Origin of the sequence: Antricoccus suffuscus (assembly GCF_003003235.1) — a bacterium.
GTDB lineage: Bacteria > Actinomycetota > Actinomycetes > Mycobacteriales > Antricoccaceae > Antricoccus > Antricoccus suffuscus.
Map to the genome: position 1 here is coordinate 1 of NZ_PVUE01000024.1, position 26039 is coordinate 26039.

General features: G+C 65.1%; 25 protein-coding genes. 14 read left to right on the forward strand and 11 right to left on the reverse strand.

Annotation, left to right across the window (positions count from 1 at the left end; translation table 11 throughout):
- Together CLV47_RS22170 and CLV47_RS19715 are read left to right on the forward strand one after the other, a co-directional pair.
- Positions 1-279 (forward strand): hypothetical protein (locus tag CLV47_RS22170; protein ID WP_170111177.1); only part of this gene is annotated, 279 nt, incomplete at its 5' end.
- A gap of 384 nt (positions 280-663) precedes the next feature.
- Positions 664-1062: a hypothetical protein gene (locus tag CLV47_RS19715; protein WP_146135462.1), complete on the forward strand. Its 399-nt coding sequence runs from the start codon at positions 664-666 to the stop codon at positions 1060-1062.
- A 243-nt stretch (positions 1063-1305) separates the two neighbouring features.
- Here the strand turns inward: CLV47_RS19715 and CLV47_RS22360 are convergent, their stop codons facing one another.
- Positions 1306-1575, reverse strand: coding sequence for a hypothetical protein (locus tag CLV47_RS22360; RefSeq protein ID WP_202862710.1), 270 nt, complete (start codon positions 1573-1575; stop codon positions 1306-1308).
- Between CLV47_RS22360 and CLV47_RS22810 the strand changes: the two genes are divergently transcribed.
- Together CLV47_RS22810 and CLV47_RS22635 are read left to right on the forward strand one after the other, a co-directional pair.
- Positions 1508-1690 (forward strand): DUF4253 domain-containing protein, encoded by a 183-nt coding sequence (locus CLV47_RS22810; RefSeq protein ID WP_202862707.1) that lies wholly within the window; start codon positions 1508-1510, stop codon positions 1688-1690. The two genes, CLV47_RS22360 and CLV47_RS22810, sit on opposite strands and share 68 nt — an antisense overlap.
- The gene (locus CLV47_RS22635) at positions 1675-1797 is read left to right on the forward strand and encodes a hypothetical protein (protein ID WP_272946813.1); all 123 of its coding nucleotides are present in this window, start codon (positions 1675-1677) and stop codon (positions 1795-1797) included. Before CLV47_RS22810 ends, CLV47_RS22635 begins: the two co-directional genes overlap by 16 nt.
- 118 nt (positions 1798-1915) lie before the next feature.
- On the opposite strand, the gene CLV47_RS19725 is transcribed toward CLV47_RS22635, so the two are convergent.
- From CLV47_RS19725 to CLV47_RS19735, 3 genes are all read right to left on the reverse strand, one after another.
- Entirely contained in the window at positions 1916-2356 is a 441-nt protein-coding gene (locus CLV47_RS19725) for a hypothetical protein (protein ID WP_146135463.1), read from the reverse strand.
- 68 nt (positions 2357-2424) lie between these two features.
- Positions 2425-4086 (reverse strand): phospho-sugar mutase, encoded by a 1662-nt coding sequence (locus CLV47_RS19730; protein ID WP_106350846.1) that lies wholly within the window; start codon positions 4084-4086, stop codon positions 2425-2427.
- 70 nt (positions 4087-4156) lie between these two features.
- Positions 4157-6139 (reverse strand): serine/threonine-protein kinase, encoded by a 1983-nt coding sequence (locus CLV47_RS19735; RefSeq protein WP_106350847.1) that lies wholly within the window; start codon positions 6137-6139, stop codon positions 4157-4159.
- Between the two features lie 116 nt (positions 6140-6255).
- Between CLV47_RS19735 and CLV47_RS19740 the strand changes: the two genes are divergently transcribed.
- The 3 genes from CLV47_RS19740 (at position 6256) to CLV47_RS19750 (ending at position 10271) form a co-directional block, all read left to right on the forward strand.
- Positions 6256-7395, forward strand: coding sequence for a glutamate--cysteine ligase (locus CLV47_RS19740; RefSeq protein WP_106350882.1), 1140 nt, complete (start codon positions 6256-6258; stop codon positions 7393-7395).
- The gene (locus CLV47_RS19745) at positions 7392-8582 is read left to right on the forward strand and encodes an amidohydrolase (RefSeq protein WP_106350848.1); all 1191 of its coding nucleotides are present in this window, start codon (positions 7392-7394) and stop codon (positions 8580-8582) included. The genes CLV47_RS19740 and CLV47_RS19745 overlap by 4 nt, the downstream gene beginning before the upstream one ends.
- 285 nt (positions 8583-8867) lie before the next feature.
- A complete protein-coding gene (locus tag CLV47_RS19750) occupies positions 8868-10271 on the forward strand; it encodes an NAD(P)H-quinone dehydrogenase (protein WP_106350849.1) in 1404 nt (467 codons plus the stop codon).
- A gap of 7 nt (positions 10272-10278) precedes the next feature.
- On the opposite strand, the gene CLV47_RS19755 is transcribed toward CLV47_RS19750, so the two are convergent.
- The 5 genes from CLV47_RS19755 to CLV47_RS19775 form a co-directional block, all read right to left on the reverse strand.
- Entirely contained in the window at positions 10279-12018 is a 1740-nt protein-coding gene (locus CLV47_RS19755) for an alpha/beta hydrolase (RefSeq protein ID WP_106350850.1), read from the reverse strand.
- A 28-nt stretch (positions 12019-12046) separates the two neighbouring features.
- Positions 12047-13831: an acetyl/propionyl/methylcrotonyl-CoA carboxylase subunit alpha gene (locus CLV47_RS19760; RefSeq protein ID WP_177557576.1), complete on the reverse strand. Its 1785-nt coding sequence runs from the start codon at positions 13829-13831 to the stop codon at positions 12047-12049.
- Between the two features lie 65 nt (positions 13832-13896).
- Positions 13897-14544 (reverse strand): nucleoside triphosphate pyrophosphatase, encoded by a 648-nt coding sequence (locus tag CLV47_RS19765; RefSeq protein ID WP_106350852.1) that lies wholly within the window; start codon positions 14542-14544, stop codon positions 13897-13899.
- Positions 14544-14789, reverse strand: a complete 246-nt coding sequence (locus tag CLV47_RS19770) for an acyl-CoA carboxylase subunit epsilon (protein WP_106350853.1) — start codon at positions 14787-14789, stop codon at positions 14544-14546. The genes CLV47_RS19765 and CLV47_RS19770 overlap by 1 nt, the downstream gene beginning before the upstream one ends.
- Entirely contained in the window at positions 14786-16393 is a 1608-nt protein-coding gene (locus tag CLV47_RS19775) for an acyl-CoA carboxylase subunit beta (RefSeq protein WP_106350854.1), read from the reverse strand. The genes CLV47_RS19770 and CLV47_RS19775 overlap by 4 nt, the downstream gene beginning before the upstream one ends.
- 71 nt (positions 16394-16464) lie before the next feature.
- Here CLV47_RS19775 and CLV47_RS19780 point away from each other — a divergent pair, with 71 nt between their 5' ends.
- Positions 16465-17304, forward strand: coding sequence for a biotin--[acetyl-CoA-carboxylase] ligase (locus CLV47_RS19780; protein WP_202862708.1), 840 nt, complete (start codon positions 16465-16467; stop codon positions 17302-17304).
- 130 nt (positions 17305-17434) lie between these two features.
- Complete coding sequence (gene rnhA / locus CLV47_RS19785) at positions 17435-17881, forward strand: ribonuclease HI (protein WP_238145530.1); 447 nt, start codon at positions 17435-17437, stop codon at positions 17879-17881.
- A gap of 14 nt (positions 17882-17895) precedes the next feature.
- Here the strand turns inward: rnhA and CLV47_RS19790 are convergent, their stop codons facing one another.
- Positions 17896-18591, reverse strand: a complete 696-nt coding sequence (locus CLV47_RS19790) for an O-methyltransferase (protein WP_106350856.1) — start codon at positions 18589-18591, stop codon at positions 17896-17898.
- A gap of 316 nt (positions 18592-18907) precedes the next feature.
- On the opposite strand from CLV47_RS19790, the gene CLV47_RS19795 reads away from it, so the two are divergent.
- The 3 genes from CLV47_RS19795 to CLV47_RS19805 are packed head-to-tail and all read left to right on the forward strand — an operon-like array spanning position 18908 to position 22520.
- On the forward strand, positions 18908-21205 hold the full coding sequence (locus CLV47_RS19795; protein WP_106350857.1) for a xanthine dehydrogenase family protein molybdopterin-binding subunit: 2298 nt from the start codon (positions 18908-18910) through the stop codon (positions 21203-21205).
- Positions 21205-21705, forward strand: coding sequence for a (2Fe-2S)-binding protein (locus CLV47_RS19800; RefSeq protein WP_106350858.1), 501 nt, complete (start codon positions 21205-21207; stop codon positions 21703-21705). The genes CLV47_RS19795 and CLV47_RS19800 overlap by 1 nt, the downstream gene beginning before the upstream one ends.
- Positions 21702-22520 carry an FAD binding domain-containing protein gene (locus CLV47_RS19805; protein WP_106350859.1) on the forward strand — a complete coding sequence of 273 codons (819 nt, stop codon included), beginning with the start codon at positions 21702-21704 and terminating at the stop codon, positions 22518-22520. Before CLV47_RS19800 ends, CLV47_RS19805 begins: the two co-directional genes overlap by 4 nt.
- On the opposite strand, the gene CLV47_RS19810 is transcribed toward CLV47_RS19805, so the two are convergent.
- Positions 22517-23677 (reverse strand): low temperature requirement protein A, encoded by a 1161-nt coding sequence (locus tag CLV47_RS19810; RefSeq protein ID WP_170111178.1) that lies wholly within the window; start codon positions 23675-23677, stop codon positions 22517-22519. The two genes, CLV47_RS19805 and CLV47_RS19810, sit on opposite strands and share 4 nt — an antisense overlap.
- Positions 23678-23764: 87 nt before the next feature.
- Between CLV47_RS19810 and CLV47_RS19815 the strand changes: the two genes are divergently transcribed.
- Together CLV47_RS19815 and CLV47_RS19820 are read left to right on the forward strand one after the other, a co-directional pair.
- Positions 23765-24406, forward strand: a complete 642-nt coding sequence (locus CLV47_RS19815; protein WP_106350861.1) for an FMN-binding negative transcriptional regulator — start codon at positions 23765-23767, stop codon at positions 24404-24406.
- Positions 24403-26025 (forward strand): amidohydrolase, encoded by a 1623-nt coding sequence (locus CLV47_RS19820; protein WP_106350862.1) that lies wholly within the window; start codon positions 24403-24405, stop codon positions 26023-26025. Before CLV47_RS19815 ends, CLV47_RS19820 begins: the two co-directional genes overlap by 4 nt.
- Positions 26026-26039 lie beyond the last annotated feature (14 nt).

Consider the following 26039-nt stretch of genomic DNA (forward strand, 5'->3'; position numbering starts at 1 on the left):
GACCGGTGGACGTTCACCCGGATCGGTGGACAGCGCATCACCGCCGCACAGACCACCCGCACCATCGCCTATGACGTGGAGAACGAGACCCGGTATGGAGAACGGGCACTGCTAGCTGATCTGATCGCGGATGTCACCGACATGGAACACCCGTACGCCGACGCGATCCGACCGACCTGGGGTGGTGAGGCCGGTGGTGGCCGGACCGCGGCCGATGCTCTCCTGGACAACGCCGAGCACCTCGACCTGCAACAATCCGACGTCGTAGCCGTCGCATAGAAACGCAGCGCTCCCGCCGGAGCGTGAGCGCGGATCTCGTGTGTAGACAACGGGCGTCTATAGCGCCCATCCTCTACACACGAACCCCGAAACGCGGCTGAGCCTCGTCGACTCGCCGCTCTCCCGCAGGGCAAGGACGTCGCGGCGCTGGGACATTCCCGGCTCATGTCGACTGTGCGCGTCTTGCCGGCACCGTTGGGATCGAGTAGCGCGAGAACGCCGCCGCATGGGGCTATGAGAGGTCGAACTCGGCCCACGCGGACACCCCAGATCTGTGCCTATGGCGCACTTCAAGAAGGGGTTTGAATAATGAACCTTCGACAAGCCCATTACTGTGCGATGGTGGAGTATTCACCAAACAAATCGCGAAACAAGGTTCGACAGTTGCTGTCGTCTGGCGCGGCTGGTCTGCTAATACTGGGTTGTAATGCCGCGTGTACCACCGGAAGCAGCGTCAACGCTGATTCCGCCCGGAAGTCCTCGCCGGCGCCGGCAAGCAGCCCGAATCCCGTCGACGCGACCGACTCTGTCGCGGATCTCGCCGCAAAGGTCGGATGTGGGGAAGTCATACCCGAGAAGGTCGTGATCTCGATTGACGCCGGTCGCTGCACGATCCCGAGTGGCAACATCGCCTATATTCGTACCTTTTCGGACAACAACTTCCGCGGTCAGTATCTGGATCTAATCACCCAGCCTGGCATGCCGTTGTCGTATGCAATCGGAGACTCCTGGGTCGTTTTCGGGTACCAACTCGGTGATAACGAACTTGCGGCCCTTGCCTGAACGCGCTGGGGAATGGCGCTACATGGCGTTTCTGAAGGATTGGTGGGTGTATGGCTAGCGACAACGCCAAACAGTGGCTCGCGTCAACGCGGTTGTGCCATCCGGGTCGGCAACCCAGATCGCCGGTATCGCCGTCCCACCCGGGCAGCAAATTTATGACGCCCGCATAGACCAGATTCGGACGACACCCGACCGCTGGCTTGGGTCACGAACGAAGTCGTTGAGCCGGACACGCAGTCGCGGTTATGGACCACGTTCGCGCAGAACTTCACCGAGACCGGACTGTGGCCGATCCTCGCCGTGTGCGGCGACGATGATCCCGCCGACCCTTTCGACGGCGAACCCGGTGAACAGACCGTCACCAGTGCCGAGGGCCACTTCACCGGGAAATGCACCCCTACTTCGACCGGTACACCCCCGGCGTACAGGTCCCCGGCCCGCGGACGTGCCGGCGCGGATCGGGTGGCTCGGCGCACCCAACTGGAGTCTCACCGGTACCGACGTATCGGTCATGCTCCGATCCTGGGAAGACCGGTTCGGCGCCCTCATCACCTCCGTAGGTCGGGAGGCGCTCGGTGTCGATGTGGGCGGGCCACCGCACACCGAGCAACCGTGCGCGGCCTGCTAGCCGAGTTCGCAATGCTTTGCGGCGACACCTATAACTTCGACAACCCGATTGAGATGATGATCGACGATCTCATCGACAGCCCGACGTGGTTCTTCTGGTGGGACTAACCAGTACCAGGCCCACGTCGCCACACAACGTGATCGCGGCGCCGAATCTTCATTGAGGTGTCTCAACGAGACGGGTGTTTTGTGCCCGTGTAGGTATTTCCCGGATCGAGAAAAATGGTCAGGGGGCTCCGACCTCTCCGAGGATGGCGGCACGGCGCATGACCATTGCACCGTAGGCGACGTAGCGAAGCGTCCAGAGTTGTCCGCGGATAACCGCCGTCATCGCTGGGGTTAAGTGCTCCAGTTCGCGCGAGCCGCCGCGATAGAACGACCACGAGGCGTCCCGTTCGCTGCCATGCAGCGACTCGCCGAGATACAGGCCGAGATCGACTGCGACGGCCGCCCACGGTGCATTCACATATGCTTCAGGGACCTCCTCGTTCGGGTCGAGGATCTCGTAGTATTCGCCGTGTGCTTCGATCTCCAGCCATATCTCGATTTCGGCCGCGGACTGCTTAGTCAGATCTGGGAAGGTGCCCCCGCTGGCGATCAGTTCGCGGAACATTGCCACGCGTTCGGGGATCTTAGGTATCAGTTCTGCGCAGAGTGCTCTACGCATCCGCGCGACACCCTCGCCGGCCGTACGCCGTGATGCTGATCGCCATTGGTCGCCCTTTACGGGTCAGATCAGTTGACGAGAGACTCGACTGCGGTCCGTAGCGTTGTCATCTGGTCAGCGGCGGTCGCGGCGTCGGCGGTGGCGTCACCGGTGGGCGGTACGACGATTTCCAGGTATGCCTTGAGTTTTGGCTCGGTACCACTCGGACGGATCACGACTCGTACGCCGTCCCCGCGCACGATAAGCGCATCTGTCTGCGGCAGGATGTCTTCGGTCACGACATCCCAGTCGCCGAGCCTCGTCGGCAGGTCGTCGCGCAGCCGCCGCATCGTGTCGCTGATGATCGTCAAGTCCTCGACGCGCACCGAGATCTGGTCGGTCTTGTAGTGCCCGAACTCGGTGTAGATCTCGTCCAGCCGATCCTGGACGGACTGACCGGAGGCTTTGAGTACGCCGATGAGCTCGGCGGCGACAAGTGCCGCGGTGATGCCGTCCTTGTCGTTGACCGACAACGGGTCGACGCAATAGCCGATCGCTTCCTCATAACCAAAGCGCAGCGGTACGCCGGTCGAGTCCGGTCCGCGGACGATCCATTTGAAGCCGGTCAGCGTCTCGGCGTACGGTACGCCGCGAGCCTTGCAAAGCACCCCGAGCAGCGACGAGGACACGATTGTCGTTGCGTAGGTGCCTTTTTCGCCGCGCCGGATCAGGTGGTCGGCGAGGAGTACGCCGAGCTCGTCACCGCGTAGGGCACGCCAGCCGTCCCGCATCGGTACGGCGATGGCGCACCGATCGGCGTCCGGGTCGTTAGCGATGGCGATATCCGCATTGTCGCGCTGTGCTAACGCGACGACCTCGTCCATGACGTTCTTTTCCTCCGGGTTGGGGAAAGCGAGCCCCGGGAAGTCTGGATTGGGTGTCTGCTGGGCGGCGACCGGGGTTGGGGCGGCGAAGCCGGCGGCCTCGAATGCAGCGCCGAGCAGGGGGCCGCCGACACCGTGTAGCGCCGTAGATACGGCGGTGACGTCGCGCGAGGTAGCGGGGTCGAGTACGCCGGCGGCCCGTGAGAGGTACGCCGTCACGATAGCGTCGTCGACCACCTCGAAGCCACCGCCGCGGGGAATATCCGCGACCTTGCCGACGGATGCAATCGCGTCCGATATCCCAACGTCGGCCGGCGGCACGATCTGCGCGTTGCGCCCCTCGTCACCGCCGAGGTAGACCTTGTAGCCGTTATCTTGCGGGGGATTGTGGCTCGCGGTGACCATGACGCCCGCTGCCGCGTTGAAGTGGCCGACCGCGAACGCCAGCAGCGGTGTCGGCAGCTCGCGCGGCATCACCTTTGCCTCGCGGCCGGACCCGACGACGATTTGCGCTGTGTCGTAGGCGAACTGCTTGCTGCCATAGCGCGCGTCGTACCCGATGACGACCGGCCCGGTCGCATCAATCGCGTTGAGATACGCCGCCAAGCCGGCAGCGGCGCGGCAGACGACCGCTCGGTTCATCCCGTTCGGCCCGGCGCGCAGGGGTCCGCGAAGCCCGGCGGTGCCGAAGGTAAGCGGCCCGGAGAACCGGTCGGCGAGGTCGGCTGCGACGGCGTCGTCGGGCAGCTTGTCTAGCAGCGTGGTCATTTCATCGCGACTTTCCGAGTCCGGGTCGTCAGCGATCCAGGCTTTCGCGGCGGTCACGACCGCTTCGAGGTCCCGATGACCAATGCCGCTGCTATTCATAAGATCTCCCTTGGCGTTCGGCTTCGGTGTGCGACGAAATCGTACCGAGACTCGGCGATCTGCCCTCGTGCTACTTCGGCTGGAAGCTGTCCTTCACGCTATTTGCCAGGTCCGCGAGCTTTGCGCCGTTGTTCGACGGGCCGGAGAGGATCACCTGCCATACGACCTCGCCGTCACCGACCGCGTAGAGATATCCGTGACGCGGCTTGCCGTCGAGCGTGTTTTCGTACTCCCAGAGCACCCGGTCGTCTGTGGTGGTTTGAAACTTGAGCTTCTGGTAATCGGGCAATTGAGCCGGCGAACCGGTTTGCGACATCTTGTCCTGGACGGTCGTAACGACGGATCCGCCCTTGGCGAGCGGGTCGGCGATGATAGTGATCTTGGTCTGCTTGTTCGCCTTGTCGGGGCCTTTGCTGTCGACATAGTCGGCGCGGCTCGAGTCGGTGGACTCGACGACCCACTTATCGGGTATGTCGAAGCTGAAGCTGTGCGCCTGGCCATCGACGACGACCGACCCGGTGGCGACACCGTTGCTGATCTGCGCGGGTGAGGCGGAAGGCGTGGACATCGACGCGCTCTGGCTCGACGAGCCAGCGGAACCACCGGGACCGGTGGAACCAGTGGATTTGCCGGAATCTCGGTTCATCACAAACACGGTGACTGCGGCCGCGATCGCGACGATCAGTATCGCAGCAATCGCGGCTCCGATGACCTTTCGCCGGTTGGTCGAGCGTGGCGGTTGCGGGAGTGGCGCAGCTGAGGGATGGATGCCGGTGCCGCCGGGATGTGGATGGGACGGGGGACCTGATCGTAGAGGCTGCTGGTACGGCGCGCCCGATCGCGGCGCCGGCCGGCTCATCGCCGGCCGTACGGACGTGCCGCCGGCTCCCACGGCCCCCATCGTTCGGGTGCCGCCCTGGGCTCGTGGATTCGGTGCGGATTCAGGACCGGGCGTCGGGCGCGGCGGCACTGGCTGTGCCGGTCGCCCGCTGGAAGGTCCCCCGCGCGGTGCGCCGGGCGGCAGGATGGGCGCCGCGGTGCGTGTCTGCTGCGACGGACGCGACCGCCGACTAGCCACCGCGGCGAGTGCCTCGCGAAGGTCGTCTGTTTTGATCCGCTCACGCGGGTCCTTGATGAGGGTGCTCGCCAGGATCGGACCCAAGGGTCCTGCATGCGGCGCGGGCCGAGGCGGGTCGCCGACGACGGCGGTCAAGGTCGCGACCGGGTCGCCAAGATCGAACGGCGGCGTACCTTCCACGGCGCAGTGCATCGTCGCGCCGAGTCCCCAGATATCGGCCGGCCGGCCCGCCTCCTTGCCCCGGGCCACCTCGGGCGCGATGTACGACGGGGAGCCGACCATCAAGCCGGTCCGCGTCAGCTGTGACTCATCGACCTTGCGCGAAATGCCGAAGTCCGCGAGCTTGATGCGACCGTCGTCGGACACCAGGATGTTTCCGGGCTTGACGTCCCGGTGCGTAATCCCGACCTGGTGTGCCGCGTCTAGCGCACCCAGCACTGCCAACCCGATCCGGGCCGTCTCGGCCGGCTCCAGAGGCCCCTTGTCGTGAATGATCTGCGCGAGGCTCAGCGCCGGCACGAGCTCCATGACGACCCATGGCCTGCCGTCTTCCTCGACTACGTCAAACAACGTGACCACGTTGGGATGCGAAAGCGCGGCGATCGCGCGCGCTTCGCGCAGCGCCCGTTCCCGGGCGACGTCGTTTTCCTCTTTCGTCTGTGTCGGCGGAAGGATGACCTCCTTGACCGCGACCGACCGGCGCAGGATGACATCGTGGGCCCGCCAGACTGCACCCATGGAGCCACGGCCCAGGAGGCTTTCTAGGCGGTAGCGCCCGGCTAGTAGCTTCTGCCCATCGCCGGTGGAGGTCGCGGTAGGGAGCGGCGCAGGTACGGCGTGGGTGCCGGTCGCCTGAGACTCGTGCAGGTGCCCGGGCGGAGTCTGTTGTAGGTGCGGCGTACCGGCCGGATCGACCGACGAAGCCGCGCCGCCAGTGGGCGGCACGGTTGGGCGGTTTTCCCGGTCGTCGGACATCTACAACTTTCTCAAGGGTTATCTAAGGGTTCGCCTAGTTCGACGATGGGCATCTGGGTCCCGGTGCCACCTCGGCGGCATTTTGATGTCCATCCTAAACGTGCGAAACTTCCGTGGTGCAGATCCCATTTAACCCTTCCGAACGCTCAAGTCTGGGCATTGAGTGGGAGTTACAGCTCGTCGATGTCAAGACGCGCGAACTCACCTCAGGCGCCGTCGACATCCTCGATGAGATCTCGCCGGCGGGGGACGACGAACTTCCCAAAGCGAAGCTTGAGCTCATGCAGTCCACCGTTGAGGTCATCACTGGAATCTGCCAGACGGTCTCTGAGGCGCAGCAGGACTTGGCGCAGACCGTGCGGGTGGTTGCTGCGGCGGCCGAAAAGCGCGGGCTCGCGTTGATGTGTGCCGGCACGCATCCCTTTACGGACTGGAATTCGCAGTTGATCAGTCCGAAGGAGCGCTACTCGCAACTAGTCGAGGACATGCAGTGGCTCGCGCGCCGGTTGCAGATCTTTGGGGTGCACGTCCACGTCGGCGTACGGTCCAGTGACAAGGTCATGCCGATCGTCAACGCTCTGCAGCAGTACATCCCGCATTTTCTCGCACTGTCCGCGTCATCGCCGTACTGGACGGGCGACGATACCGGCCTTGCATCGGCGCGTTCCAAGGTCTTCGAGTCGCTACCTACCGCAGGCTTGCCCTACCAACTGGCGGACTGGGACGAGTTCGAGGTCTATATGGAGACGCTCATCTCGGCGGGCGCCATCGACACGATCAGTGAGGTCTGGTGGGATATCCGGCCGCATCCGGACTTCGGGACGGTCGAGCTTCGAATCTGCGACGGCATCCCGACGCTTGACGAGATCGGCGCGGTGGCGGCGATCGCGCAGTGCCTGGTCGAGCAGTTCGACCGCGAGCTGGACCGGGGCTACACGCTTCCGGCGCCCAAAACATGGATCGTGCGGGAGAACAAGTGGCGCGCGGCTCGGTTCGGCCTGGACGCGGACATCGTCGTCGACGACAAGGGCACGGTTCGTCCGGTGCGCGAGGCGATCTCAGACTTGGTCGAGGAGCTCATGCCGACCGCTAAACGGCTTGACTGTGTCGAGCAGCTCGAGTTCGTGCTGCAGATCCTTGAGGTCGGCGCAAGCTACCAGCGCCAGCGCGACGTCGCGAAAGAGAACGACGGCGACCTGACCGCGGTCGTGGACAGCCTGGTCGGCGAGATGCGCAACGGCCTGAAGCCGGCATGAGCGGGTGGCTCGCCTCGATTGACGGTTGGCTGCGCACGCACGAGCGTCAGCTCATCGAATTACGTCGCCAGATCCATGCTCATCCCGAGCTTGGCATCGACGTACCGCACACCACGGACCTGATCGAACGCCGGCTGCTGGAGGCCGGGCTGTCGCCACAACGGTTCCGCGGCGGCAACGGCCTGGCCGTCGACATCGGGCAAGGGCCGCGGATCGTCGGACTGCGGGCCGATATAGACGCGCTCCCTCTGCAAGAGCTGACGAATCTGCCGTTCGCGTCGCGGATCGACGGGCGCTCACACGCGTGCGGGCACGATATGCACGCCGCGTTCGCGATGGGTGCGGCGCTCGCGCTGGCACAGGCTCCTGAGCTACCGGGACGGGTCCGGGTTATCTTCCAGCCGGCGGAGGAAACCCTCGGCGGCGCGCACATGGTCATTGCGAACGGGATCCTCGACGGTCTCGAGCGAGTATTCGCGCTGCACTGTGAGCCGCAGGTCAAGGTCGGTCAGGCCGGCACCCGGCTCGGCGCCATCACCGCGGCCTGCGACCTGGTCGAGATACACCTGAGCGGGCCGGGCGGGCACACCGCGCGCCCGCACCTGTCGGTGGACCTCGTCGACGCGCTCGCCCGGATCGTGACGACGGTTCCGGGCTTGACCTCCCGGTCCGTGGATCCTCGTGATGGGCTCAGCGTCGTCTTCGGTGCGATCGAGGCCGGCAGCGCGCCCAACGCGATCCCGTCCGAAGGTGTCCTGCGAGGCACCGTACGCACGCTCACTCGCGCTGGATGGACGGCCGCCGAAGACGCCGTACGCCGGCTCGTGGACGAGGTCGCGGCGCTGACGCGGGCATCGGTGAAGATCGACTACCGCCGCGGCGTACCACCGGTCGACAACGACGTAACGTCGTTTTCCCTGCTACGTACGGCGATGGCCGGGGTCGTCGGTGACGACAGCGTGTACATGCCGGAGCAGAGCATGGGAGGCGAGGACTTCGGCTGGTACGCCGACTACGCGCCGGTCGGGATGGGCCGGATCGGGGTGTATCCCGGCTCCGGGCCGATGTCAGACCTGCACCAGGGCACATTCGTCGCTGACGAACGCGCGATCCTGATCGGCGCCCGCGTGCTCGCGCACACCGCGATCGGCTCCCTCACCTCACCGACATCTTTGCCAACTGGCTAGTCTCCCGCTCATGCACTCTGCGCGGGTGACGGAGCACCGGTTTTTGCCGACGGAACGCCGATATCGACCGCAGGCGTCACCGCCGTGGTTAGCCCGCTTTAAAGATGACCAGAGTCGAACGTTCGGCGCCGGAGTGACGGATCGCGCGACATTCGTGACGGATCGCGGGACATTCGTGACGGATCGCGGGACATACGTGACGGATCACCAGACATGTCGAGGCAGGAGCGCTGCGGACATGGCAAAATTGCCGATGCAACGCACTCCTCGTGAAAGAAGCACACCTTGACGAACATTGTGATCATCGGCGGCGGCCCAGCCGGGTACGAGCCGGCGCTGGTTGCCGAAGGCCTCGGCGCCCACGTCACGCTGATCGACCGCGATGTCGCCGGCGGCGCTTGTGTGCTGTACGACTGTGTGCCGTCTAAGACGTTCATCGCCAGCAGCGAGGTGATGACCAACGCCCGCAACGCTCAGTTGCGCGGGGTGGCGGTCGAGGGTGACTCGAAGGTCGTCATCGACGTACCGGTCCTGCACAAGCATGTGAAGGACCTCGCTGCCGCACAGTCCGCCGACATCAAGGCGGCGCTGGAGAAGTCCGGCGTGAACCTGGTGCACGGCTCGGCCCGCCTCGGTGGAGCGGGCGACCGGGGACGGCACAAAGTGGAAATCAGTCCCGAGCACGGCGACTCCTGGACCGAGCACGCCGACGTCGTACTGATGGCTACCGGTGCCTCTCCGCGGATCGTGCCGGGTGCCGAGCCGGACGGGGAGCGGATACTCACCTGGCGCGATGTCTACGACCTGCCGAAGCTGCCAGATCACCTGATCGTCATCGGTTCGGGCGTGACCGGTGCGGAGTTCGCCAGTGCCTACAACGAGATGGGCGTCGAGGTGACCCTGATCTCGAGCCGCGACCGAGTGCTGCCGCACGAGGATGGCGATGCCGCGCAGCTTATCGAGGACGTATTCACTCGTCGCGGGATGAAGGTCATGAACAACGGCCGCGCGTCGACAGTCGTCAACACCGGGGACGGCGTACGCGTCGACCTGGAGGATGGCCGCGTCGTCGAAGGCTCGCACTGTCTGATGACGGTGGGTTCGGTCCCCAACACCAAGGGTCTCGGGCTGGCCGAGTCCGGCGTCGAAACGGACAAGGGCGGGTTCGTCTCCGTCGACCGCGTCTCACGCACCAACGTGCCGGGGATCTACGCCGCAGGGGACTGCACCGGACTGCTGATGTTGGCGTCCGTCGCGGCCATGCAGGGCCGGATCGCGATGGCGCACGCGCTGGGTGAAGCCGTGCAGCCGCTCAAGCTCAAGACCGTTTCCTCCAACATCTTCACCCATCCGGAGATCGCCACGGTCGGTATCGGCGAACGCACCATTGTCGACAAGGCGATGGATGTGCGGTCGGTGATGTTGCCGCTCGGCACCGGGCCCCGCGCGAAGATGGCCGGACTGACCGACGGCTTCGTCAAGCTGTTCTGCCGGCCGCAGACGGGCGCCGTCATCGGCGGCGTGATTGTCGCGCCGTACGCCTCAGAGCTCATCTTGCCCATTACGATGGCCGTCCAAAACAACCTGACTGTCTCCCAGATTGCGTCTACTTTGGCAATATATCCCAGCTTTACCGGCTCGATTACCGAAGCGGCGCGGCAGCTGGTGGCGCACGACGACCTGTCCTAAACGCCGACTATTTGCAGACGGTGCCCTTCTTTGGCGCTTTGACGTCGAGAAGGAACTTGTTGACTTTGTCGTCGATGCAGCTGTCGCCATTGGAGTACGCCGTGTGGCCGTCACCGTCGTGAGTGAGAAGTACGGCGCTCGGGTTGCGCGCGGCGACAGACTTACCCATCTCGTGCGGCGTGGCGGGGTCGCCGGTTGTACTCACGAGAAGTACCGGAGTGCCTTTCGGCCAGGTCAGCGCGCCTAGCGGGTCCGGAGGTACGGGCCATTCGTTGCAGATGACGTCCGGCCGGTTGGCGAACACCGGATGCAGGCGATTGTCTGAGCGGGACATCGCGTAGGCGTCGTCGAGTGAGGACGTCGCGAAATCGCGGCACATGACCGCACTGAACGAGTCGTCGCCGTTGGACGTGTATTCGCCGGAGAAGATGCTCCGCCCGGTGTAGTCATCCACCGATAACGCGAGCAGTGTGCCGTCGCTGTCGGCCGCCGCCTCACGCAGCGCCCAGGCGAGGTACGGCCAGCGTTTGGCGGAGTACAGCGCGGCGCTGATGCCGATATTGAGGTAGGTCTGGTCGACGTAGTCCGAGCTGCTGAGGTACTTCGACTCGATGTTGTCATCTTGGAGCTTGGTCGTGAGGTACTGCGCGAGCCCCGTGCACACCTTTTCGCAGCTACCCGAAAAACGGCGTAGGGCCTTGTCGAAGGCGGCCGTCTGAGCCGACGACAGCTGCTGCTTGGTCACCGCGGTGTTCATCACGCCGTCGAGCACGAACGCGCGGACCTTGCCCGGAAACATGTTGGCGTACGTTTGGCCGATCGCGGTGCCGTAGGAATAGCCGACGTAGCTGATCTGGTCTTCGCCCATCGCGGTGCGGATCTTTTCCACATCACGCGCCACGTCCTTGGTGCCCATGTGCTTAAGCATGTCCTTGCCCGCCTTCGCACACGCATCGGCAAACTTGCCGGCCTGCTCGGTGTACGCGTCCTCTTCCGCCTTGGTCTTCGGGTCCGGGTTGACGTCGGAACTACCGGAGACCGGCCCGCAGTAGAAAGGATCGCTCTGACCCACGCCCCGCGGGTCGAACGAGACGACGTCGAAGGAATCCTTGATCTCGTCGGAGAGCCCGCCGTACCAGGCCGGCAGGAAGTCGATCCCGGATCCGCCGGGTCCGCCGGGATTGCCGAGAAGTACGCCGATCCGCTTGTCCGGGTCCTTCGCCTTGTATCGATCGAGCTTGATCTCGATCGTGTCTCCGGGGTTGTCGTAGTCGAGCGGCACTTTGAGGCTGGCGCATTCAAGCCCGTCGTCGCCGCACGGCGCCCATGCCAGGGCGCCGTCCTCTGCCGAACGCCCAGACTCGGCAATTTGTGCGGGAGCCTTCGACTGCGTCTTGGCCATACTGAGCACGGTCGCCATGACGACCTGCACACCGGGGTCGTCGTGGTCGGCGTCGGCCAGTTTGTAGACGATCTGGTCGATCCGGGAGTGATCAGTGACGGCGCCGTTCTTGACCCCAGTCGAGATCGCCTTTGCGACGCCGTCCTTGAACTCGCTCCACGTGAGCGTGTTCTTATACGCCGGGAGGTCTGGCAGCTTTGCCACGTCGGGAGCGTCCGGCTGCGGATAGCGCGGCGCCGCCGTACCGTCCAGTACGACGACCCGCCCACATCCGGACAGCGCCAGAATCGCGACCAGCGCGGTGATGAGGAGGTAGACGCCGCGGCGCCGGTACGGCGTACTCACGCGGCGTCCGCCTCCGATGTTGCGCGGACTAGTCCTTGATCTCGCAGAGCACCGAACCCTGGGTGATGGTCTGGCCGGCCTCCAACGACAGGCCGGTCACGGTGCCGTCCTTGTGCGCGGCGACCGGGTTCTCCATCTTCATTGCCTCGAGTACGACGAGCAGGTCGCCCTTGGAGACCTGCTGGCCGTCTTCGACCGCAATCTTCACGATCGTGCCCTGCATCGGCGCCGCGACCGCGTCGCCGGAGATCGCCTTGCCACTCTTGGCGCCGCCAGAGCGTTTCGGCGCTGCCTTCTTCTTGCCGCCACCGCCGCCGAAGGTCAGCTCGCCCGGAAGCGAGACCTGCACCCGCCGGCCGTTGACCTCGACAACGACGTTCTGCCGCGGTCCGGACTCTTCTAGTGCATCGGCGGCCGCCTCGAACGGCTCGATCTGGTTGTCCCACTCGGTCTCGATCCACCGAGTGTGGACGCTGAAGTGGTCGCCCTCGGTTCCGTCTTCATCCAGCGCGGTGAATGCCGGGTCGCGTACGACGGCGCGGTGGAAGGGGAGCACCGTCGCCATGCCTTCGATCTGCATCTCGTCGAGCGCGCGGCGGGAGCGTTCGAGCGCCTCTTTGCGGGTGGCGCCGGTGACGATGAGCTTGGCGAGTAGGGAGTCGAACTGGCCCCCGATGACGGTGCCGCTCTCGACACCGGCATCGACGCGTACGCCGCCGCCGGCTGGCGCGACAAACGTCGTCACGGTGCCTGGCGCGGGCAGGAATCCGCGTCCGGCATCCTCACCGTTGATGCGGAACTCGATGGAGTGTCCCCGCGGGGTGGGGTCCTCGTCGTACGCCAGTTTCTCGCCGACCGCGACCTTGAACTGCTCACGCACCAGGTCGAGCCCCGAGGTCTCCTCGCTGACCGGGTGCTCTACCTGCAGACGGGTGTTGACCTCGAGGAAGGAGATCGTGCCGTCCACGCCGACGAGGTATTCGACGGTGCCGGCGCCGTAGTAGCCGGCCTCCTTGCAGATCGCCTTGGCTGAGGCATGGATCTCGGCGCGCTGCGCGTCTGTGAGGAACGGCGCGGGAGCCTCCTCGACGAGCTTCTGGTGGCGCCGTTGGAGGGAGCAGTCGCGGGTGCCGACGACGATCACGTTGCCGTGCTGGTCGGCGATGACCTGAGCCTCGACGTGCCGTGGCTTGTCGAGGTAGCGCTCGACGAAACACTCGCCGCGGCCGAACGCGGCCTCGGCTTCGCGGACGGCGGAGTGGAACAGCTCAGGGATCTCCTCCATGGTGCGGGCAACTTTGAGTCCGCGACCACCGCCGCCGAACGCCGCCTTGATCGCGACCGGCAGGCCGTGTTCCTCGGCAAACTTCAGCACCTCATCGGGCCCGTTGACCGGGTCGTTGGTGCCGGGCACCAACGGCGCGCCCGCGCGGGTCGCGATGTGCCGCGCGGTGACCTTGTCACCCAGGTCGCGGATCGACTGGGGGCTGGGTCCGATCCAGGTGATGCCCGCGTCGGTGACGGCTTGTGCGAAGTCGGCGTTTTCGGAGAGGAACCCGTAGCCGGGGTGGATCGCATCGGCGCCGGACTGTTTCGCGGCGTCGACGATCTTGCCAATATTGAGATAGGTCTCCGCGCCGGTGGAGCCGCCGAGTGCGAACGCCTCGTCGGCCATCCGGACGAACGGCGCATCCCGGTCTGGTTCGGCGTACACCGCGACGCTGGCGATGCCGGCGTCCTTGCACGCCCGGATGACGCGGACAGCAATTTCGGCGCGGTTCGCGACGAGCACCTTGTTGAGCGTGGCTGACATGGGATGGCCTTTCGATGTTGTGGTCATTCGGTCGTGCTTATGTGTGTGGTCAAGTGGTCCAGAGATCAAGCAGTACTTCGTCGGTTGCCGTGCAGCAGGTCGGTCGCCGGTATGCCGACCTGCCCGAGCAAAGTGCGCATCAGAGGAAGGCTGAGCCCGACGACGTTGGTGTGGTCGCCCTCGATCTTGTCGACGAACCATCCGCCGATCCCGTCGATCGTGAATGCTCCTGCGACCTGCAGCGGTTCACCGGTGTCGACGTACGCCGCGATCTCGTCGTCGCTCATCTCGCCGATGTGTACGACGGTCGAGGCGGCGCCGTGTGCAGTGCGGTCCTCATCGAGTCGTACGACGTAGTGACCGGTGTGCAAGATGCCGCTATTGCCGCGCATCGCGCTCAGTCGTCGTACCGCGTCGTCCTCGTCGATTGGCTTGCCACGCACTTCGCCGTCCATCTCGAACATCGAGTCGCAGCCGATCACGACGGTCGGTCCGTCGACCGGGCCGAGTTTCGATGCCACCGCGGTCGCCTTGGCGGTCGCGAGCCCGATGACCTGCTGGGCAGGGGAAGCGGCGCCCATCGACGCGAGTACGGCGTCCTCGTCGACGCCCGAGACGACAACCTCGGGATCGATGCCGGCGGCGCGCAGGATCGCGCGCCGGGCGGGTGACCGGGACGCCAGGACGACGTTGATGGCAGAAGTGCGGCTCATTATGGCAGTGCGCCCGCCCGCCAGCCGCCGATTCCGTGGCGTACAGGTACTCGAGCGAGGTGCGCCGGATCGGCCCAGCTGCCCGCGACCCGCTTGGGTGCAGCAGGTTCGTCGCCGGAGGCAGCGGCCAGCAGTACGACGGTCAGCGCGGCGAGCTCCTCGTCGGTCGGCTCGCCCGACACGATGCGAAACGCCGGGCCCGGAGCCGGGCTCGCGTCATCGTGCGGGGTGACTTCCTCGGTCACAGCGGGATGTTTCCGTGCTTCTTGGCCGGCAACGTCTGGCGCTTGTTCTTCAGCGCGCGCATCGCCCGGACGACCTGGGTGCGGGTCTCGCTCGGCGCGATCACGGCATCGACGTAGCCGCGTTCGGCCGCCTGGTAGGGATTCGCGAGCGTGTCCTCGTAGTAATTGACGAACTTCTGGCGGGCCGCCTCGACGTCCTCGCCGCGTTCGGCCGCCTTGGCGAGCTCCTTGCGGTAAAGGATGTTGACCGCTCCGGAGGCGCCCATGACGGCGATCTGCGCGGTCGGCCAGGCGAGGTTGATGTCCGCGCCGAGGTGCTTGGAGCCCATGACGTCGTACGCGCCGCCGTACGCCTTGCGCGTGATGATCGTGATCTTGGGGACCGTCGCCTCGGCGTACGCGAAGATGAGCTTGGCGCCGCGGCGGATGATGCCGTCCCACTCTTGCGTCGTACCGGGGAGGAACCCGGGTACGTCGACGAACGTGATGACCGGCACGTTGAACGCGTCGCAGGTGCGCACGAAGCGGGCGGCTTTTTCACTTGCCGCGATGTCCAGGCAACCGGCGAACTGCATCGGTTGGTTGCCGATGATGCCGACGCTGCGACCCTCTACACGGCCGAAGCCGGTAATGATGTTGGGTGCGAACATCGGCTGGGTCTCAAGGAAGTCTGCGTCGTCGACGATGTGCTCGATAACGGTGTGCATGTCGTAAGGCTGGTTGGCCGAGTCGGGGATGAGCGTGTCGAGCTCGAGGTCGTCGGCGGTGATTTCGAGGTCCGCCTCGACGTCGAAGGACGGCACCTCGTCGAGGTTGTTGCTCGGCAGGTAGGAGACAAGCGACTTGACGTACTCGATCGCGTCTTCCTCGTCGTCGCCCATGTAGTGCGCGACGCCGCTCTTGGTGTTGTGCGAGTATGCGCCGCCGAGTTCTTCCATGCCGACGTCTTCACCGGTGACCGTCTTGATGACGTCCGGGCCGGTGATGAACATGTGCGAGGTCTGGTCGACCATGACGGTGAAGTCGGTGATGGCGGGTGAGTAGACCGCGCCACCCGCGCACGGGCCCATGATGAGCGAGATTTGCGGGATGACGCCGGAGGCATGCACGTTGCGCAGGAAAATCTCGCCGTACAGGCCGAGCGAGACGACGCCTTCCTGGATCCGCGCGCCCCCGGAGTCGTTGATGCCGATGACCGGGCAGCCGATCTTCATGGCTAGGTCCATGACCTTGACGATCTTCTCCCCGAACACCTGCCCGAGAGACCCGCCGAAGACGGTGAAATCCTGCGCGAAAACGCACACCTGGCGGCCGTCGATCGTGCCGTAGCCGGTGACGACGCCGTCGCCGTACGGACGGTTTTTCTCCTGGCCGAAGCTGGTCGACCGGTGCCGGGCGAACTCGTCGAGCGCTTGGAACGACCCCTCGTCGAGGAGCATGTCGATACGCTCACGTGCGGTCTTCTTGCCCTTGGCGTGTTGCTTCTCAACTGCCCGCGCAGAACCTGCGTGTACGGCGTCGTCGTTACGACGCTGCAGGTCGGCAAGTTTGCCGGCGCTGGTGTGGATATCGATCTGCGGCTGCGAATTTGACGTATCGGTCACGAGAATGCACTTTAACGGTTGGCGAACTCGCGGGGGACGGCGCGGTGGGTTCTTTCACTACTGTGCAGTGTGTGATCTCTTCTGACATGCCTCAACACGCGCCTCAGCCACTGCGGTCCGTGGCGCTCGCACAGTACGCCGCATGGCACCCGTTTTGGACCAATATCGACGTGGTCGCCGAAACGGGCTCGACGAACACAGACCTGCTGGCCATTGCGTCCGAGGGCGCCCCGGAGGGCACCGTGCTGGTGACCGAGAGCCAGGTGGCCGGCCGTGGCCGGCTCGATCGGGCGTGGACCGCGCCGCCGTCCCGCGGGCTGGCAGTGTCCTTTCTGCTGCGTCCCGGGGCGATAGCGACCGCCCAGTGGGGATGGCTCCCACTGGTCACCGGGCTCGGCGTGTACGACGCGCTGCGCGGCCTCGGGATCGACGCCGCCCTCAAGTGGCCGAACGACGTACAAGCGGGCACCGATCGGCGCAAATGCTGCGGGATTCTCGCCCAGGCTGCCGGCGCGACCTCGGGTACGGCGCCCGCGGTCGTCATCGGCTGCGGGCTCAATGTGCTCGAGAGCGCGGACGAGTTACCGTCCACCGGCACCTCGGTGGCTCTGGAGCTGCCCGGTGTCGCGATCGACCGCACCGACGTACTGGTCCGATTGCTTGACGGATTCGCCCGCCGTTATTCGCAGTGGTACGCCGACCCCGGCGGCTTCGAACTTGCCTCGGCGTACCGCGCGGCGTGCGGCACCATCGGTCTGGACGTAACGGTCGCGCTGCCCGGTCGCGATACGCCGATGCGCGGGGTCGCTCGCGACGTGGACGCAGAGGGGCGGCTGGTCGTCGAGACAAGCGACGGGGTGCAGGCGGTCAGCGCCGGTGACGTCGTACACGTCCGCCCGGCCGCCCCCTGACCTTCAGGCGATCCGTAACCTCGCAACCGCACACAAATGTGTGATTGCGCAACGTCGGCGGCGAAATATCGCTGCCGAACAGCACATCTGTGCGATCCAGGTAATGAATTCACACTGTGAGGATGGCGTCGTGAGCAGCGTTGAAATTTGGACCGATGGCGCCTGCAAGGGCAACCCGGGAGTCGGGGGGTGGGGAGTGTGGCTGCATTCGGGCGAGCATCGCAAAGAGCTGTTCGGCGGCGAAGCGGATACGACCAATAACCGGATGGAGCTCACCGCCGTCATCGAAGGCCTGCGGGCGTTGACGAAGCCGTGCACGGTCACCCTGCACGTGGACTCGACCTACGTCATGAACGGCATCACGAAGTGGGTCGCCGGATGGAAACGCAACGGCTGGCGAACCAGCGCGAAGGCTCCGGTGAAGAACGCCGATCTCTGGAGGGCGCTCGACGACGAGGTCGCGCGGCATCAGATCACCTGGAAATGGGTCAAGGGCCACTCCGGGGATCCTGGCAATGAGCGTGCCGATGAGCTCGCCAACCGGGGCGTGGAGCAGGTACGAGCGACTCTGAGGTAGCGGCGGGTATGGAATTACTTAACGACCGCGATCGCGAAGCCGTCCCAGCCCTTACTGCTGACGGTCTGGACAGCGGTCGCGTCCAGGTCCGCGCTGGTGCCGATGAACTCGAGCGACTCGCGGATGGCGCGCACATTCGGATCCGCGGAGTCCGCATCGACGACGCGGCCGTCCCATACGACGTTGTCGAGCACGATGACGCTGCCTGAGCGAGTCAGCTGGAGGGCGGCGGTCAGATAGTTGAGGTTGTTCGGTTTGTCGGCATCGATGAATACCAGATCGAACGGTTCCGCGCCGGCTTCAACGAGCTGCCGGAGTGTGTCTGTCGCCGGACCTACGCGAATGTCGACGCGGGATCCGACACCGGCTCGGTCGACATTGGCGCGCGCGAGGTCCGCGTGCAGCTGCTCGCGTTCACAGGTGATGACGTGGCCGTGCTCGCCGACACCGCGAGCCAGCCAAGTCGTGCTGAACCCGGCGAGCGTGCCGACTTCGAGGACGCGTTTCGCGAGGCCGATCTTGGCCAGCAGCATGAGGAATTTGCCGGCCGTTGGCGCGACCTCGATTGCCGGCATGCCTGCCTCGCGCGCTCGCCGTACACCATCGATCAACGCGTGATCGGGGCGCACGACGGTGTCGCTCAGGTACTGCTCGACGGCGGTCCAGCCGTCGTCGTAGATATGACCGGAGGGATTCGATGAGGAAGCCATACCTTCAGTCTGGCGTATCCAGACAAAGAAGTACGGCCGTTATCGGCCATGCCGCGCCGTTCATTGTTTCGTAAAAGCAGGTCAATGATGTCAATTGGTCCGCAGGATCGGCGCTGAGCAGGCAGGGTGTCCGCAGGCGCGAAAGTGAGCGCGCGGCTGCTCGATCTTGTCGCGCCCGATCTTGCTATTTGAACGCCATTTGGTTAGTGATGCCTTAGTTGGCGGCGCTGTGAGCGCGACCATATGCTGACACGAGTTTGGCCAGTCACATCATCACGCCAGCCTAAACACGCAATCAACAGCGGGAGTTGATGGAATGAGCATTCTGGGGACACGCGTAGTCCGTAAAGAGGACCCCAAGTTTCTGACGCAGGGCGCGACCTATACCGACGACCTTGTCGATGAGCGCCTCACCGGAGCACTGCACGCCACGATCGTGCGCTCGCAGGTCGCGCACGGCAAGGTCTTGTCGGTCGACACCTCCGACGCGCTGGCCGCACCTGGCGTCGTCGCGGTCATCACCGCGGCCGATCTCAAAGACCTCAGCCCGATGCCGCACGGGTTCCCATTCATCCACGAGTCGATCGTGCACCAATGGCTTGTCGACGACGTCGTGCAATTTGTCGGCGACCCCGTTGCCGTCGTACTCACCGAGGAGCGCTACCAGGGCGAAGACGCCGCGGAAATGGTCGCTGTCGACATCGAGCCGCTACCCGCCGTGGTTACGGTGGAGGACGCGATCAAGGACGAGACGGTCCTGTTCCCGGATGCCGGCAGCAATATCGCGGCCACGTTCGGCGCGGACCGGCCAGAGGACTTCTTCGAAGGCTGCGAGGTTGTCGTCACGCAGCCGATCGTCAACCAGCGGGTGGCCGCTGCTCCGTTGGAGACGCGCGCCGCGGCCGCGGCTTGGGGCGACGACGGGCGGGTCACGATCTTCTGCTCCAACCAAGGGGCCCAGCAGGTGAAAGGCCAGATCGCCGGCTGGCTGGGGATCGAGCCGGAGACAATCCGAGTTGTCACCCCCGACGTTGGCGGCGGTTTCGGCGCCAAGATCGGCGCCGATCCCGAGTTTGCACTTATTGCGTGGATCGCCAAGATCGTCGGCCGGCCGGTCCGCTGGGCTGAGAACCGCTCGGAAAACCTCGTCGGCATGGTCCACGGACGCGGCCAGCATCAGGTCGTCCGGATCGGCGGCAGCAAGGATGGCAAGGTCGAGGCATACAGCATCGAGGTCATCCAGGAGGGCGGTGCGTACCCGCGCATTGGCGTGGTGCTACCCAACCTCACGATGCTGATGGCTCCGGGTGTCTACGCCTTCCCCAAGGTGCACGCCAAGGCGCAAGTCGTACTGACCAACACGACGTCAACCGGTGCCTACCGCGGCGCCGGGCGGCCCGAGGCGACGGCCGCGGTCGAGCGGGCGATCGACCTGTTCGCCGCCGAGATCGGGATGGACCCGGCCGACGTACGCCGCAAGAACCTCCTGCCGAAGTTCACCGAGCCGCACACCACGCCGATGGGCGCCACGTACGACAGCGGCGACTACCAGGCCGCGCTGGACAAGGTGCTCGATGCCGCTGGATACGCGGACCTGCGCAAGGAACAGCAAGCCCGCCGCGACCGCGGCGACGTCAAGCAACTCGGTCTCGGGATGTCGGTGTACGTCGAGATCACCGGCGCCGACAATGGCGCCGGTGCGCTGGAGCACGCCAAGCTCGAGATCCACAAGGATGGGTCGGCAACGGTCCTCACAGGCACCTCGCCGCACGGACAGGGCCACGACACGGCGTACTCGATGCTCGTCAACGACCAGCTCGGAATTCCGATGGACAAGATCACGGTCATCCATGGCGACACAGATCTGATCCCGGCCGGTGGCGGCACAATGGGCTCGCGCAGCCTCCAACAAGGCGGTGCGGCGGTGCACAAGGCGGCCATCGAGCTGATCGAGGAGGCGCGCAAGCGTGCCGCCGACATCCTCGAAGCCAACCCGGAAGACCTCGTCATCGACAAGGCCAACATGGGACTGTCCGTGAAGGGCACCCCGGGATCGACCGTCAGCTTCGCCTCGCTCGCCGAAAAAGAGGAGCTGATGATCGATACGATCTTCGACGCCGGTGTGCCGACGTTCCCGTTCGGCGCGCATCTCGCGGTGGTCGAGGTCGACGTCGAGTCGGGCAAGGCTCACGTGCAACGGCTGATCGCCGTCGACGACGCGGGCACGATTCTCAACCCACTGTTGGCCGAGGGCCAGCGACACGGCGGATATGCCCAGGGCGTCGCGCAGGCACTGCTGGAGGAGATCCTCTACGACCCGGACGGCAACCCATTGACCTCCACGCTCGCGGACTACCCGTTCGTGTCGGCCACTGAGCTCCCGAGCTTCGAGCTGGTGGAAATGGAGACGGTGACGCCGGTCAACCCGCTCGGCGCCAAGGGCATCGGCGAGGCGGGCACGATCGGCTCCACCCCGGCAGTGCAAAACGCGGTCGTCGATGCCGTGTCGTACCTCGGTGTACGACATATCGATATGCCAACTAGCGCGATGCGCGTGTGGAAGGCGATCAACCAGGCAGGTAACAATGCCGGAACCGATCGGAAGGACTCCTAATGCAGGTCTCCATGACCGTCAACGGTCAGTCACGCACTGACGACGTAGAGCCGCGACTGCTGCTCGTGCATTATTTGCGCGAGGTCGTCGGGCTCCGAGCGACCAACATCGGCTGTGACACGACCTCGTGTGGTGCCTGCACGGTCATCGTGGACGGGCTGACCGTCAAGTCGTGCACGGTGCTCGCCGCGCAGGCCGACGGGTCCGAGGTCACCACGCTCGAAGGGCTGTCCGGCAAGGACGGCGCAATGCACCCGGTTCCCGCGGCTTTCCATTCCGAGCACGGCCTGCAGTGCGGTTTCTGCACGCCGGGCATGGTGATGGCCTCGATCGGACTCCTCAAGGACAACCCACACCCGACCGACCGTGAGGTCCGTGAGGGTCTGGAAGGCAACCTGTGCCGGTGCACCGGCTACCACAACATCGTCAAGGCGGTCCTCAAGGCCGCTGAAGCGGGTGCCGCTGCCGGCACTGTAGGCGCATCGGAGGTGTCGGCATGATTCCATCCAATTTTGAGTTCGTCCGGGCTGGTTCGGTCGACGAGGCGCTGAGTGCGCTGACCGAACACGGCGACGAGGCTAAGCTGATTGCCGGTGGCCATTCACTGTTGCCGCTGATGAAGCTGCGCCTGGCCGTCCCAGGCGTGCTGATCGATGTGGCCCGGTTGACCGACCTGTCGTACGTGAAGGTCGATGGTGACGAGGTCGCGATCGGCGCCACGACACGCCATTTCGAGCTCAACACCTCGCAAGTCGCCAAGGACGAAGTGCCGCTGCTCGCGCACGTCGCCGGACTTGTCGGCGACCCGCAGGTGCGGCACCGCGGCACGATTGGCGGCACCGTCGCGCACGCCGACTCTGCCTCGGATGTCCCGACCGCGCTGCTCGCGCTCGACGCCAAGCTGATTGCCCAGGGTCCGAAGGGCAAGCGCGAGATCGCGATCGCCGACTTCTACCTCGGCTTCTTCGAGACGGTGCTCGAGCCTGACGAAATGCTCGTCGAGGTGCGGGTGCCCAAGCTCGGCTCGTCGGTCGGATGGGGCTATGAGAAGTTCGTCCGGCGCGAGAACGACTGGCCGATCGTGGCCGTCGCCGCGGTCGACGGCAAGGTGGCCATGGCCAACATGGCCGGCACGGTGATTCGTGCGTCGGCGACTGAGCAGGCCCTTTCCTCGGGCGCCTCGATAGAAGACGCAGCGGCGTCCGCCGCCGAAGGCACCTCGCCGTCGTCGGACATGCATGCCGACGCTGACTACCGTCAGCACCTCGCCCGGCTGCTTACCAAGCGCGCGCTGCACACCGCCGCGAGCGCCTAGCTCATCGTCCGTGCGCGGGCTACTGCTGACCCGCCGATAATGACGAGCACGATCCCGGCGATCACACATAACGTGACGATCGCCGGGATGTGCGGCGCCAGGACCGCAACCAACAGGGGCAAGGGAACACCAGGGATCGCCCAGCGCAGTAGGCGCCGCAGCGGCGTACCCCAGCGAATTGAGACAATCGTGTTGGTCAGGTAAAACAACGCGACGCCTCCGCTCAGGCTGATCGCTGCTCCGGTTGGCAGGGCGTCTGCCGGTGCGGCCACGACGGTGGACAGACCAGCGGCAAACATGGTCACCCCGATAACGAGCAGATACGGAAGAAACATCACCGTGTCGAGTAGCCCGCTGAAGTCGTGCTTGTCGCTGAGCCGGGCCAGACCCTGCTCCATCGTGTTCATGCCGAAGAGAAAGAAACCCGCGGCAAGTGAACAGATCGCCGCGAAGCCCACGAACGCCGCGATTCCTGATTCAATAGTCCAGTCTTTACTGAGGCTGGTCACCAGGCTGAGAACAGACTCTCCCATCAAGATGATCATGAACAGGCCAAGCCGTTCGCTGGCGTGCGCGGGGTCGACCATAATCGACCGCGATCTCGACAGCCGGCCGATCCGTAGAAGTGCGACCTCGATCAAGATCGCTCCCGCCCAGAGTGCGAAGTTGAGCGGCGTCGGCACAAAAGCAGCAGCGACCCAGATCGCCGCCGTAGCGCCGTTGTAGAGGATCACCCGCCCAGCTGGTCGACCGGACCTTGTCGTGCGGTACAGCCACAGCACGAGCAAGACGAGCCGAAGGGCGGCGCAGGCGAGCGAGAAGGCACCCGCTCGATCGACGCTGTCGGTGACCGATGCGGCCATGAGTCCGACTACTCCCATCGAGACGAGCAACGCCGGCACGAGCAGCCGCACCGGCAGCGTGGGTAACGGATTGATAGTCACCATGATGTTGGTCCACGCCCACCACGCGGGAATCGACCACGCGACGAACAACAGGAACTCGAACGGCCCCGGTGCGCCATGGAGATTGTGCGCCAGCTGCGTGATGAAGGCGACGAAGGCCAGGTCGAAGAAGAGCTCAAACCAATCGACGCGCCGTGCCTCGACTGAGGTGCCTGCGGTCTCCTCGGGTTCGTCGACCGACGACTGGCTCATACGTGCACGGTAGCCGTCAGGCCCACTCGTGTCACCGTTTGTTATACAGGCACATAGGGCTTTTCCGAGGTTCGGAGGTGGCACGGTATGTGGATAAACCCGGCGTACTCGACGGAAGATCATGACGGTTGGGCGATTGTGCGGGCCAACCCCCTCGCCACAATCGTCACTGGCATGCCGCTGAGCGCAACTCACATGCCGCTGATCCGCGACGAGACAGGGGCGTTAGTGGGGCACATACCGCTCGTTGACCCGATCAGTGAGCAGCTCCGCGCCGGGGTCGAGGTCCTCGCGATCTTCCGTGGCCCCTCGAGCTACATCAGCCCGAGCTGGTACACCGAGGTGGGCCTGCCGACGTACAACTACACCGTCGTACATGTGCGCGGTACGACGGTCGCGCTCGACGAGGCGGGACTGCGTGCGCACATGAACGCGCTCATGCAGTTTCACGAGAGCACGCAGAAGCATGGGCAATGCGCGCCGTGGACTCCGGACGACGCAGCGAAGGACCGGTTGGAGATGTTGTTGCCGAAGATCGCCGGCTTCCGGATCGACGAGGCGACTATCGAGTCCAAACGCAAGCTTGGACAGAACCGCTCGGAGGCCGATGCGCGCAGCGTGACTACCGTGCTTCGCAAGTCCGGCGAGCAGAACGACCATGCGATCGCAGACCTGATGAAGGATGTCTGGCACCTTGGCAACGGCGCGCCACAGGGACACCGTGGATGAGACTCGACAGCATCATTGAGAACGCCGATATCGTCACGATGGACCCGAGCTACCCGCGGGCGACGAGGATGGGCGTTTGGAAGGGCCGGATCGTCGGTCTGGATGACGACCTCGACGGACTGAGCGCGACCGAGACGGTCGACCTGTCTGGCCGCTGCGTCATTCCGGGCCTAATCGATGGGCACACTCACAACGGCATTACCGGGCTGCGGATGCAGTCACTGGACATCACCGGATGTGCGACACCAGATCAAGCGCTCGACCGGATCCGTGCCGCGTCGAAGGAGAAGCCGAAGGGGGAGTGGCTCGAAGTCGTCGGCTACGACCAGCGCGTCTTCGGCCGCGACATCACCGCGGCGGAGCTGGACGCGGCGGTCGGTGACCGGAAGGTGTGGATGCGGCACATCTCCAGCCACTCCTCGGTCGTCTCCACCGCCGTACTGCGCGACGGATTCAACGAGAGACTGTCGCTAGGTGACGTGCTGGATGATGCCGAAGATGACGCCTGGGACGATGAGTTTCCTCCCGATGGCCTGCTGGTCGAGGACAATCAACGCCTCGTGCAGGGGCAGCGGATGCCCTACTCTCAAAGGGAAATCGAGACCGCGCTTGTCGCCGCCGGCCAGCGCTGCCTGTCCGAGGGCATCACGATGTGCATCGATGCCGGGATCGGCGCCAACCTCGCGAGCCTCGGTGCCGCCGAGCTCGCGGCGTACCAGGCACTGCGCGAACGCGGCGAACTGCCGCAGCGGATGCAGGTGATGGCGGGCTTCGATGCCATACATCCCCTCAGCACCGCGGTCGAGGATGGCTACGCCGATGGGCTTGACCTCGGCATGCGCACCGGCTTCGGCGACGACTGGCTCTCGCTCGGCGCGATGAAGCTCTGGCTGGACGGCGGCATGATGGTCCGCTCGGCGGCGGTGACCGAACCGTACGCAGGCACCACCAACACTGGCATGCTGCTCATGGACGAGGAGAGTGTGACGCAGATCGTGATGCAGGCCCAGCGGGCTGGCTGGCAGTTGGCGCTGCACGCGATCGGGGACCACGCGATCGACGTAGCGCTGGATGCGTTTGAGTATGCACAGCAGGACTCTCAGGGTGTCGACACGCGGCACCGAATCGAACACGCCGGCATGATCCGCCCGGACCAGATCGCTCGATTCGGCGCGTTGGGAATGACGATCGGCACCCAGCCGTGCTTCCTGTGGTATTCCGGGGACGACTTCGCCCAGCTCGTCGGTAGCGAACGCGTCGACTGGCTTTACCGTGGGCGATCGCTGATCGACGCGGGCGTTCGGCTGGTCGGAAGCACGGACCGACCGCTGCCGGGCGATCCGCTGCGAGGGATCCAGGTGATGGTGGATCGGCGTACGCCGACCGGGGTCGTCGTCGGTTCGGACGAGGGTGTGACCGTCGACGAGGCGCTGGCCGCATTCACCATCAACGCGGCGTGGGCTGCCGGTCGCGAGCACGACCTCGGTTCACTGAGCGCCGGGAAGGCAGCGGACTTCGTCGTACTCGACGCCTCGCCGTACGCCGTGGAGCCGGCGCAGATCGGCGAGATAGCCGTCGAACGGACTTATATCGACGGGCTCCTGCGCTTCGAGAAGTAGTCTGCGCGCCGATC

Bases quoted from the DNA above. Each gene is read 5' to 3' on its own strand.
- CLV47_RS19745 (WP_106350848.1), top strand. From the start codon at position 7,392: ATGAGCGGGTGGCTCGCCTCGATTGACGGTTGGCTGCGCACGCACGAG.
- CLV47_RS19795 (WP_106350857.1), top strand. From the start codon at position 18,908: ATGAGCATTCTGGGGACACGCGTAGTCCGTAAAGAGGACCCCAAGTTT.
- CLV47_RS19730 (WP_106350846.1), bottom strand. From the start codon at position 4,086: ATGAATAGCAGCGGCATTGGTCATCGGGACCTCGAAGCGGTCGTGACC.
- CLV47_RS19815 (WP_106350861.1), top strand. From the start codon at position 23,765: ATGTGGATAAACCCGGCGTACTCGACGGAAGATCATGACGGTTGGGCG.
- CLV47_RS19805 (WP_106350859.1), top strand. From the start codon at position 21,702: ATGATTCCATCCAATTTTGAGTTCGTCCGGGCTGGTTCGGTCGACGAG.
- CLV47_RS22360 (WP_202862710.1), bottom strand. From the start codon at position 1,575: ATGACCGATACGTCGGTACCGGTGAGACTCCAGTTGGGTGCGCCGAGC.
- CLV47_RS19725 (WP_146135463.1), bottom strand. From the start codon at position 2,356: ATGCGTAGAGCACTCTGCGCAGAACTGATACCTAAGATCCCCGAACGC.
- CLV47_RS19810 (WP_170111178.1), bottom strand. From the start codon at position 23,677: ATGAGCCAGTCGTCGGTCGACGAACCCGAGGAGACCGCAGGCACCTCA.
- CLV47_RS19760 (WP_177557576.1), bottom strand. From the start codon at position 13,831: ATGTCAGCCACGCTCAACAAGGTGCTCGTCGCGAACCGCGCCGAAATT.
- CLV47_RS19820 (WP_106350862.1), top strand. From the start codon at position 24,403: ATGAGACTCGACAGCATCATTGAGAACGCCGATATCGTCACGATGGAC.
- CLV47_RS19800 (WP_106350858.1), top strand. From the start codon at position 21,205: ATGCAGGTCTCCATGACCGTCAACGGTCAGTCACGCACTGACGACGTA.
- CLV47_RS19790 (WP_106350856.1), bottom strand. From the start codon at position 18,591: ATGGCTTCCTCATCGAATCCCTCCGGTCATATCTACGACGACGGCTGG.
- CLV47_RS19735 (WP_106350847.1), bottom strand. From the start codon at position 6,139: ATGTCCGACGACCGGGAAAACCGCCCAACCGTGCCGCCCACTGGCGGC.
- CLV47_RS19765 (WP_106350852.1), bottom strand. From the start codon at position 14,544: ATGAGCCGCACTTCTGCCATCAACGTCGTCCTGGCGTCCCGGTCACCC.